The organism is Okeania sp. SIO3B5 (assembly GCF_010692555.1).
Lineage (GTDB): Bacteria > Cyanobacteriota > Cyanobacteriia > Cyanobacteriales > Microcoleaceae > Okeania.
Window position 1 is genome coordinate 1 of record NZ_JAAHHG010000364.1, and the last position, 10,175, is coordinate 10,175.

At 34.5% G+C, this 10,175-nt stretch carries 3 protein-coding genes; all 3 read left to right on the forward strand.

Annotation, left to right across the window (positions count from 1 at the left end; translation table 11 throughout):
* Positions 1 to 830: 830 nt before the first annotated feature.
* The 3 genes from F6K54_RS31935 to F6K54_RS31945 all read left to right on the forward strand — a co-directional run bounded on the left by F6K54_RS31935 (position 831) and on the right by F6K54_RS31945 (position 9,983).
* Complete coding sequence (locus F6K54_RS31935; protein WP_293086971.1) at positions 831 to 2,204, forward strand: AAA-like domain-containing protein; 1,374 nt, start codon at positions 831 to 833, stop codon at positions 2,202 to 2,204.
* A 756-nt stretch (positions 2,205 to 2,960) separates the two neighbouring features.
* Positions 2,961 to 4,106: a hypothetical protein gene (locus F6K54_RS31940; protein WP_293086974.1), complete on the forward strand. Its 1,146-nt coding sequence runs from the start codon at positions 2,961 to 2,963 to the stop codon at positions 4,104 to 4,106.
* Between the two features lie 87 nt (positions 4,107 to 4,193).
* Positions 4,194 to 9,983, forward strand: coding sequence for an AAA family ATPase (locus tag F6K54_RS31945; RefSeq protein WP_293086977.1), 5,790 nt, complete (start codon positions 4,194 to 4,196; stop codon positions 9,981 to 9,983).
* The last annotated feature ends 192 nt before the right edge of the window (positions 9,984 to 10,175 follow it).

Consider the following 10,175-nt stretch of genomic DNA (forward strand, 5'->3'; position numbering starts at 1 on the left):
TTGCTGAATAAATCTAAAAGCATTGATATATAAAGACAAGTGCCTTTTTGGGGCCTTGAAAAAGTCTGCCTGTTTCAGCTCTTCATGCTCAAAAAGCTAGTATTTTGGGACGATTATGGCAGAAAAATCATTCTTACAATTTTTACCCCTACCTCCTCTATAATTCCAATTTCTCCTGTCTCCAGTATAGCTGTCTTCCCCTCCCCTCCACGGTCGGGGCTAGGGGTGGGTTGGGAGGGGGAGGGGCGAGGGGTGGGTTGTCTCCTGTTTTCCCCTCCTGGGAGGGGTTAGGGGTGGGTTAAAAGACTTTTTCAGCAAACCCTAATTAATACCATTTTGAAAAAAGAATTTTACGAATAATAAGCACTATAAAAAAAATTTATATGAAAGTCTATTTGACCAAAAAGATGATTTTCAATATCAAAGATGGTCTTAAATCTATTCCCATACGACTCCTGAATTCTGAACTCTGTTTGCTCCCATGAGTAGTAAATTCTCAGAAATACCCTAACTATTTGTAGCCAATATTTATAGAATTGATATAAATAATTCAGCTTGAAAGCACTCCCTTTCAAGGGGGAAAAGCGATCATTTTCGGCTGTTACCGACATGAAACGCTACACAAAATGCAAATCGAAGCTTCCCGTAAGGCAAGATGGATCGGTTACCTAACCATATCCAATAGACCTAATAGATAATTAATTTTTTCCTTTTAGTCAATCTTCTCCCTTTGAGTAACAAGTAATTATCCATAATCCATTATCCATTAATGAGGTAAGTCCTGATATAGTGTCTTTGCATAAGTCCTGATATTTTTTAAATAATTCCAGATGGATACAAAACAAACTACAGATTCTATCAAGCTAGATTTTGTTTTAGAAACTATCAACCGTAAGCTACTAGAAACCAACAATCATCCTTTAAATACCGCAGCAATTATGCTTCTCCAAGGTATCTGGAATAATAAGACCTATAATATTGTGGCTCAAGAGGCAGGTTACAGCTATAGTTATCTAAGTAGTGTCGTTGCTCCTGAGTTATTTAGACGAATTTCTGATATTATTGGTCAAAGGGTGACAAAGAAAAACTGTCGGATGCAACTTCAAACATGTCTCATCCCACAAGCTACCTCAAAAAAAAATGTCCCACCTCAACATTCCGAAAAACTGTCTATTAGTATAACACAACTAATGTCACCAAATTTTCCGAGTGGATGTATTTCTCTAAATTCCCCATTTTACATACAACGATCCGATATTGAGAAGCAAGTGTATGCAGAAATTGAGAAACCAGGAGCATTGGTGAGAATAAAAGCACCGCAGGAGATGGGCAAAACTTCCCTTCTTTTGAGAGTTATAAACTATGCAGAAAGTTTGGACTATCGCACCGTTAACCTAGACTTACAACATGTAGACAAAAAAATTTTGAGTGATGATATCAACAAGTTTTTACGTTGGTTTTGTGCTAATATTGCTTATCAACTAAACCTAGAGCCAAACTTAGATGACTATTGGGATGAAGATCTTGGGAGCAAAATTAGTTGTCGTCTATACTTCCGCAACTATTTATTACAGTCAATTAATTCTCCCCTACTTCTAGCTTTAGATGAAGTCAATCATATTTTTGAGTATCCAGAAATAGCAGAAGACTTTTTTCCTCTATTGCGATCGTGTTATGAGGAAGCAAAAAGACAACCTGTGTGGCAAAAACTGCGTTTAGTGGTAGTTCACTCCACTGAAATTTATGTACCTCTGCAACTGAAACAGTCACCTTTTAATGTGGGGTTACCAATTCAGTTAGGTAGTTTTAGCTTAGAAGCAGTTTTGGAATTAGCCGAATTTTACGGACTCAACTGGAGTGATGGAGAAGAAGCACATCTTTTGATGGCAACCACTGGGGGACATCCAGCACTGGTGCATCTGGCTATTTATTATCTGAGTCGAGAAGATGTAACAATGAGACAATTATTAGAAACTGCTGCCACATCTACCGGAATTTATGCCTATCATTTGCGACGTCATCAAGTAAAGTTGGAAGAAGAGCCAGAATTAGCGATCGCTCTGCAAAATCTTGTCAATACTAATGAACCTATATTATTAGAGCCTATTATTGCTTATAAGTTAAGTCGTATGGGATTAATTAAGTTAGTTGGAAAGAAGGCCACATTAACTTGTGATTTGTATCGACAGTATTTTAGCAGTTAACAAAAACCTCATTAATAATTAATAATTAATAATTAATATAGCAATTATCGAATCGATGAGGTACACCTACGATCCCCCTAAATCCCCCTTGAAAAGGGGGACTTTGAAGTTCCCCCCTTCTTAAGGCAGGGCTGTTTCATTCTCGATAGACACGGGGACACGGAGACACGGAGACACGGGGATGAAGGCTTTTAAGCGACGTTGAACCAAATATTCTCTTAGAGCTTAAAGACGCGTACTTTGCGCTCAAAATCGGCAAATTTTGGCAAATTTCACTGTTCCACTATCCCCTCATCTTCCGTTCTCCTTAAATCGTTAATCTACAATACTTTGAAACAGCCCTGCCCTTCTTAAGGGGGGTTAGGGGGGATCTGATATCTGTACCTCACAGATTAAAAAATTGCTATAATTAATAATTGCCTTTTCTGCAATAGTAAGGATTGGCTAAAAGGAATTTTTTCTTTTTTTCTCCATGAATGGAGAGGCTTTATACCTGAATGTTTCAGTAAGGGTTGAATTTTAGGGGATTCAACGAATTTGCGACCACATACTTGGCATTGGAAACATTGTTGGCTAAGATGATGGCAGTTTTGCGTGGTGGAGTTAGATTTTGGAAATTTCATATTAGGAATATGAAATACTTTAATCTTTGCTACTATAACTTTTCAAAATTTACATTGGGAAGTCAAAGATATGCTAAAGTTAAAGTCGTAAGAGTATTTTCGCCCTCCACTACTAAGGAGAAAAAAAGATAGTATGAACCAAAATACAGACACAATGCTAGGTAGACAGCACTCGTGTTTTTTCCCCATGAAAAAATCTCAATGGTATGATAAAGATACTTTATATCAAATACTGTTAGTTGAGCCAATAAATGGAGAAGATACAGACAATCCAAGACAAATCTTAAAACGAACATTAATTACAAAAACAAGAGAAGAGTTCGAAGAATTTTTGCTTGATGACAAAACAGTGCAAAACTTAGAGAATTATCCCAAAGCTCCTCCAACACAAACAGATACAACACCAGAACTTAATATATCCTCATGTTTGCCTTCCCCTGGAGTTGTTTTTGCAGATAAGTTGACAGAAACAATATTCGATGAATCCTCAGATAAAAATATTATCAATATAGATAATTTTTATGACTCAATGCGAACCCTATTGCACTGTCGTAAAACATCTCAACTAATTGCCAAAACCTGGTTTGCTAATAGTTTATCTACAACAAAAGCAGATGAGGAAAAAAGATACTGGGATCTTTTTAAAGAAGGAGATTGGGACAAACTTCAAGAGAAGGCGGATTCGGCCGTGGTTGGTGGAGAAGACGAAAGACTAAGTGACATTTTAGACAATCTCATAGTTAGAGAAATTTTTCTTTATACGACTAAATCTCCACCTGACAAGTTTGAGTTTTCAGAAGGTATTCAATGGGCAGAACTTTTCCAGCCCGATGGAACAGGAGGGATTCCGCAAAGGGCTAAGTTCATAATTTTGCCTAGTAGTAAAGCTTGGCAAGGAATTACTCTGAGTCTCTTAGTGGCAGGTCAGGCATATCGCAAAGTGGGTGATAAGTATCATCAAATTGTTCAACCTATTTTGAGTACTGGTGAAATAGTAGGTAAATATCATTTACAGATCTCTTTTGACATATCTCACGGCCAGATAAAAGAGATTCCTCTAGCTTATAATAGCCCTTCCAATGTGTTTCAAGTTACTATTCCCTATCCTCAAGTTCCTGATGACCTCAATAGAAGTATGGACAATATTAAAGAATGGGCATACGCTAGTGACGAAGATGGACCCCTTCCATTTTATGTTAAAGAGGGTGAAGAATTCCTCATAGCTGCAAAACATGTTGCACCACCCTATCCTTACATACCAGTGAGTAGTACTTGCTAAATTGAGCCTTAAAAAAATTAGCCATAAGTAAGCAAAGTGTTACACTTCACTTAATCAGCTTATCTTATGGTTTATTAATTTAAAGCGGTGAAAACTAACTATCAAATTATCAAAAAAATCTATGAAAGTCCTAACTCCCTCATCTATCAAGCTACTTTAAAGGAAAATAATCAACCTATAATTCTCAAAATCCTGAAAGAAAATTACCCTACTGCTTCCGAACTCACGCGCTACAAACAAGAATATGAAATTACTCGTTCCTTGAATGTAGATATTATTATAAAAGCTTACGACTTACAAAGATATGAGAATAGTTTAGCAATACTCTTAGAAGATTTTGGTGGTCAATCTCTAAAATCATTACTATCTCAAAGTAAATTTAACTTAGAAAACTTTCTTACTATCGCCATCAAAACAACAGAAAGTCTAGCAGCAATTCATAAAGCTAATATTATCCACAAAGACATTAACCCTTCCAATATTGTCTATAACTCCCAAACAGAACAGCTAAAAATCATCGACTTTGGCATTTCTACCCGTTTATCCCAAGAATTTCTCACAGTCGTTCCCCCCAACCAACTAGAAGGAACCTTAGCATATATTGCTCCAGAACAAACAGGTAGAATGAACCGAGGTATAGATTATCGCAGCGATTTTTATTCCCTGGGAGTAACATTCTATGAACTTTTAACAAATAAACTACCTTTTGAAACAATCGAACCCATAGAGTTAGTTCATTGTCATATTGCCCAACAACCATTACCAGTGCATAAACTAATTCCCAATATTCCTAATTCTGTATCTAATATAGTCAGTAAATTATTAGCTAAAATTCCAGAGGAAAGATATCAAAGTTCTTGTGGAATCAAAGCAGATTTAGAAACCTGTCTGGAGCAATTAAAAACTTTAGGAGAAATTTCAGACTTTCCTTTAGCAACTCAAGATATTCGTGATAAATTTCAAATTCCTCAAAAACTCTATGGTAGACAACAAGAAGTTAATCAACTGTTAACAGCATTTGAAAAAGTCAGTCAAGGAACAACAGAATTAATCCTCATTTCTGGTTATTCAGGAATTGGCAAATCAGCATTAGTCAATGAAATTCATAAACCCATCACAAAGAAACGAGGAAAATATATTAGTGGAAAATTCGATCAATTGCAGAGAGATATTCCTTATTCTGCCATCTCTCAAGCATTTCAAGAATTAATCCGTCAACTGCTCAGTGAACCAGAAATCGCTCTACAAACTTGGAAAAATAAAATATTAGAAGCTCTAGGAAATAATGGTCAAATTATTATTGATGTAATTCCTGAACTAGAAAAAATTATCGGGCAACAACTAGCAGTCGAACAGCTAGGCAAAAGTGAAAGTCAAAATAGATTAAATTTATTCTTTAAAAGATTTCTGAATGTCTTTTGTCAAAAAGAACATCCTTTAGTCATTTTTATTGATGATTTACAATGGGCAGATTTATCATCTCTGAACTTAATTGAGCAATTAATTGTAGATCCAGACAATCAATATTTTCTTTTAATAGGAGCATATCGAGATAATGAAGTTAATTCTACTCATCCCCTAGTACACACCTTAGAGAAAATCAAGACTGCACAAGTACCAGTATCAGAAATTACTCTTGACTCATTAAAAATTAATCATATTAATCAACTAACCGCTGAGACTCTAAATTGCTCCACAGAAATTACTAAATCTTTAGCTGAGTTAGTCGCTAAAAAAACAGGAGGCAATCCATTTTTCCTGACTCAACTGCTGAATTATTTATATCAAGAAAATTTCTTAGTTTTTAACCCTCATAAACAACAAGATGATCGACAAAGTTATTGGCAATGGGATATAGAAGAAATTGAAAGTGTATCGATTACCGATAATGTAGTTGAATTGATGGTGAAGAAAATTGAAAAATTGGATGAAAAAACTCAACAAGTTCTTAAATTAGCTGCTTGTATTGGTAATAAATTTAATTTAGAAATTCTGGCTATTGTTAATAATAAATCTCAAACAATAACAGCTAATGAATTACAGTTAGCCTTACATGAAGGGCTTATTTCACCTCTTAAAAATAACTATAAAGTTCCTTTACTATGGAATCCGGAAGATTTATCAAATAAGCTATCGGAAAACTATTTTGAATCGTCAAAATATATCCCCTACAAATTTTTACATGACCGAGTACAACAGGCAGCTTATTCTCTAATTCCAGCAGCAGAAAAAAGGCAAGTGCATCTACAAATAGGTCGTCTACTTGTGAAAAATCTTGAAGAATATGAGTTACAGAATCAGATTTTTGATGTTGTTAATCAACTTAATCAAGGATATAGTTTAATTACTGAGCAATTAGAAAAAAATGAGTTAGCGAAATTAAATTTTCAAGCTGGTAAAAAAGCAAAAGCATCAACGGCTTATAAAACAGCATTGGAATATTTAGAGATTAGTGGAAAATTATTAGCAGAAAATAGTTGGGAAGAGCAGTACAAATTCACATTAGAACTTCAAGTCGAAACCTTAGAAGCTTTGTACTTAAATTCTCAGTGGGAAGAGGTTGAAAAACTATCTGCAACTATTCTCCAAAAAGTTAACAATATTCTTGATGAAGTTAAGGTTTATGAGTTAGTAATCTTGTCTTTATATGGTCAATTTCAGCCACAAAAATCTATAGATGTTGCTTTAAAATTTTTAGCAAAACTCGGAATCGAAATATCTCAAGAAATTGTTAGTGATAGTGCCATAAAAAATAGGCTTGAACAACAACAGAAATCTTTAAAGTTTCTATTAAAAGGAAAAAAGATTGAAGATTTAGCCGATCTGCCAAAAATGACAGACCCCTATAAACTAGCAGCTTTCTCTATAATACTGTCAGTTGGGACTGCATTATCGGCAACAAATTTTTCTGTGCGGGTTGAAACAATCTTAATCCAACTTAATCTTTGTATTAAATACAATAATCCTCCTGAAGCTGCTGTTGTCTATAGCTTATATGGAACACTTCTTTGTGACATAACAAAAGATATTGATTCTGGATATCGATTCGGAAAATTATCCCTCAAATTGTTAGAAAAAGATACTGTTCCTCAGTTAGAATCTGTAGTTATCAATCTATATTACGGAAGTATCTGGCATTGGAAAGAATGGCTTAATGAAAAAGCACCACAAGAAAAGCTGCTGAACACTTTACAAAAAGATATAGATAGAGGAAACAATGAATATGTTTGTTATCTTGCTATAGGCTATTGCTTTATTAAGTTTTTTGGAGGGTGTAATTTAAAACAGGTTGAACAAGATTATATAAAATACAGCAAGTTAATCACAAAAACTCAGCAAGAATATTCTATAAATTATATAGAAATCTGCAAAAATATTGTTTTAAACTTAACCACTACAGAGCAACATAAATACTATCTATTAATTGGAAACTCTCAAGACGCAGAAGATAGAGCAATAGAAATATATATTAATCAAGACAACCAATGGTTACTATTTACTTACTACTTTGGCAAAACCTTAATTTTATATCTCTTCAAAGATTATTTTGAGGCTTTTAAAAATGGTCAATCTACAGATAAATATGTTGCTGGAATGACTGGATACTTATGTACTCCACAGCACAATTTTTACTACTCCCTTGCTTGTCTTGCTCATCACAATAATTGCAACATAGAGCAGCGAAAAGAATTATTAGAACAAGTAGAAAAAAATCAAGAGGATATGAAAATATGGGCTGGTCATTGCACAGCAAACTTCCAGCACAAATACGATTTAGTAGAAGCAGAAAAGGCAAGAGTGCTAGGAAACTATTGGCAAGCAGAAGAATTTTATGAAAGAGCAATTCAAGGAGCAAAAAAATATGAATTTATCCACGAAGAAGCCCTGGCTTACGAACGAGCATCCGAGTTTTATCTAGCAGTAGGAAGAGAAGAAATTGGGAAAATTTACTTAAGAAATGCTCATCATTGTTACATCCGTTGGGGTGCTAAAGCTAAAGTAAAACAATTAGAATCAGAATATCCCCAGTATTTATTAGAAATAGCAAATAAAACTAAATCCAAAATTATTGATACAACTAATTCTACCTCTGAAACTGATGGAGAAATTCTTGACTTAACAACAGTTATTAAAGCATCTCAAGCAATTTCTGGTGAAATTAATCTGGAAAAACTTCTACACAATTTAATGAAAATTGCCATCGAAAATGCGGGGGCACAAACAGGGTTTTTAATTCTCAATCACGAAGATAGTTGGGTTATTGAGGCTCAAGGAAAAATAAATAGCGATGAAGTGATAATTTTACAATCAATTCCTATAGAATTTGTAGACCCCCAAACATCAATTCCGATTTTACCAACTACGATTATCAATTATGTACTCCGCAGTCAAGAAAATATTGTTCTCAAAGATGCAGCTAACCAAGGACAATTTATTAATGACCCTTATATTATTGCCAAAAAAAGCAAATCTATTCTCTGTATTCCATTAATTAATCAAAGTCAATTAAGAGGAATTGTTTATTTAGAAAATAATTTAACTACAGACACATTCACAGCAAAAAGAGTCGAACTATTAAAAGTATTATCCGCTCAAGCTGCAATTTCCATTGACAATTCCAGACTGTATCAAACCCTAGAACAAAGAGTCGAAGAACGCACAAAAGAACTGTCTCAAACCTTAGAAATTCTCAAAGAAACTCAAGCAGAACTTATCTTTGAAAATGAGCTACTAAAAACTGCCGAACCTAGCTCTAATTTTGATTATCAAGTAGGAGGAAGTTTGCCGATGGATGCTCCTACTTATGTAGTCCGACAAGCAGACCGCACTCTCTATCAAGCCTTAAAAAAAGGTCAGTTTTGTTATGTTTTGAATTCCCGACAAATGGGTAAATCTAGTCTCATGGTGAGGATGATACACTATCTTAACAGTGAAGGATATCATTGTGCTGCTATAGATTTAACCAGCATCGGTGGTAAAAATATGACCATAGAACAATGGTATAAAGGATTAGCTGTCGATCTATGGTGCAGTTTTGATTTAGTAACTACAGTTAATTTAAAAGCTTGGTGGAATGACCGATTAGATATTTCTCCCTTACAAAGATTCCATAGATTTTTGCAAGATATTTTATTAGTTGAACTGAATAAAAACGAAAGTCAACCTCCAAAAAAAGTCTTCATTTTTATTGATGAAATTGATAGTATTTTAGGCTTAAAAATTCCAGTGGATGACTTTTTTGCCCTGATTCGGTCTTGCTATAATCAACGAATGATTAATCCAAAATCTAGATATCAACATCTCACCTTTGCCTTTTTTGGGGTAGCAACTCCTTCCGAATTAATGACTGATATAAGGAGAACCCCTTTTAATATCGGTCAAGCAATTGAATTACAAAGCTTTAAACCACATGAAGCACAACCTTTATTATTAGGAATAGCTGAAAAAGTTAGTAATCCTCAAACTATTCTTCAAGAAATATTAAACTGGACTGGAGGACAGCCTTTTTTAACTCAAAAACTATGTCGGTTTATTCGTGATTCAAAAATACCCATTCCTGTTAATGGTGAAGCAGAATGGATAGAGAACCTAGTACAAGAAAAAATTCTGACAAATTGGGAAACTCAAGACGAACCAGAGCATTTAAAAACGATACGCGATCGCATTCTTCATAGTACACAGCAAAGGAATAAACTACTGCAATTATATCAACAAATATTAGTAGAAGGGCAGGTAATGGCCATTGATAGTCCAGAAGAAAAAGAGTTGTTGTTGTCAGGGTTAGTGGTAAAGGAAGGGAGAGTTATCAAAGTTTATAACCGTATTTATGAATGGGTATTTGATAGTAATTGGGTAGAGATGGCCGAGTTTGCTTAGGGGATAAAATTCTACAATGTGGCCATATCAATGAGGCTTTCAGTAAATTTCCGGGGACGATATAACCCACATTCCGCACTTCAGTTTGTATCATTAAAAGTAGTATATAAATCCGTAGCTTTGTAGGTATTTATACTATACAAATCATCTCAATTACTTTTTTCGTCGATCAAATTCTGAGTAAGAAATTTA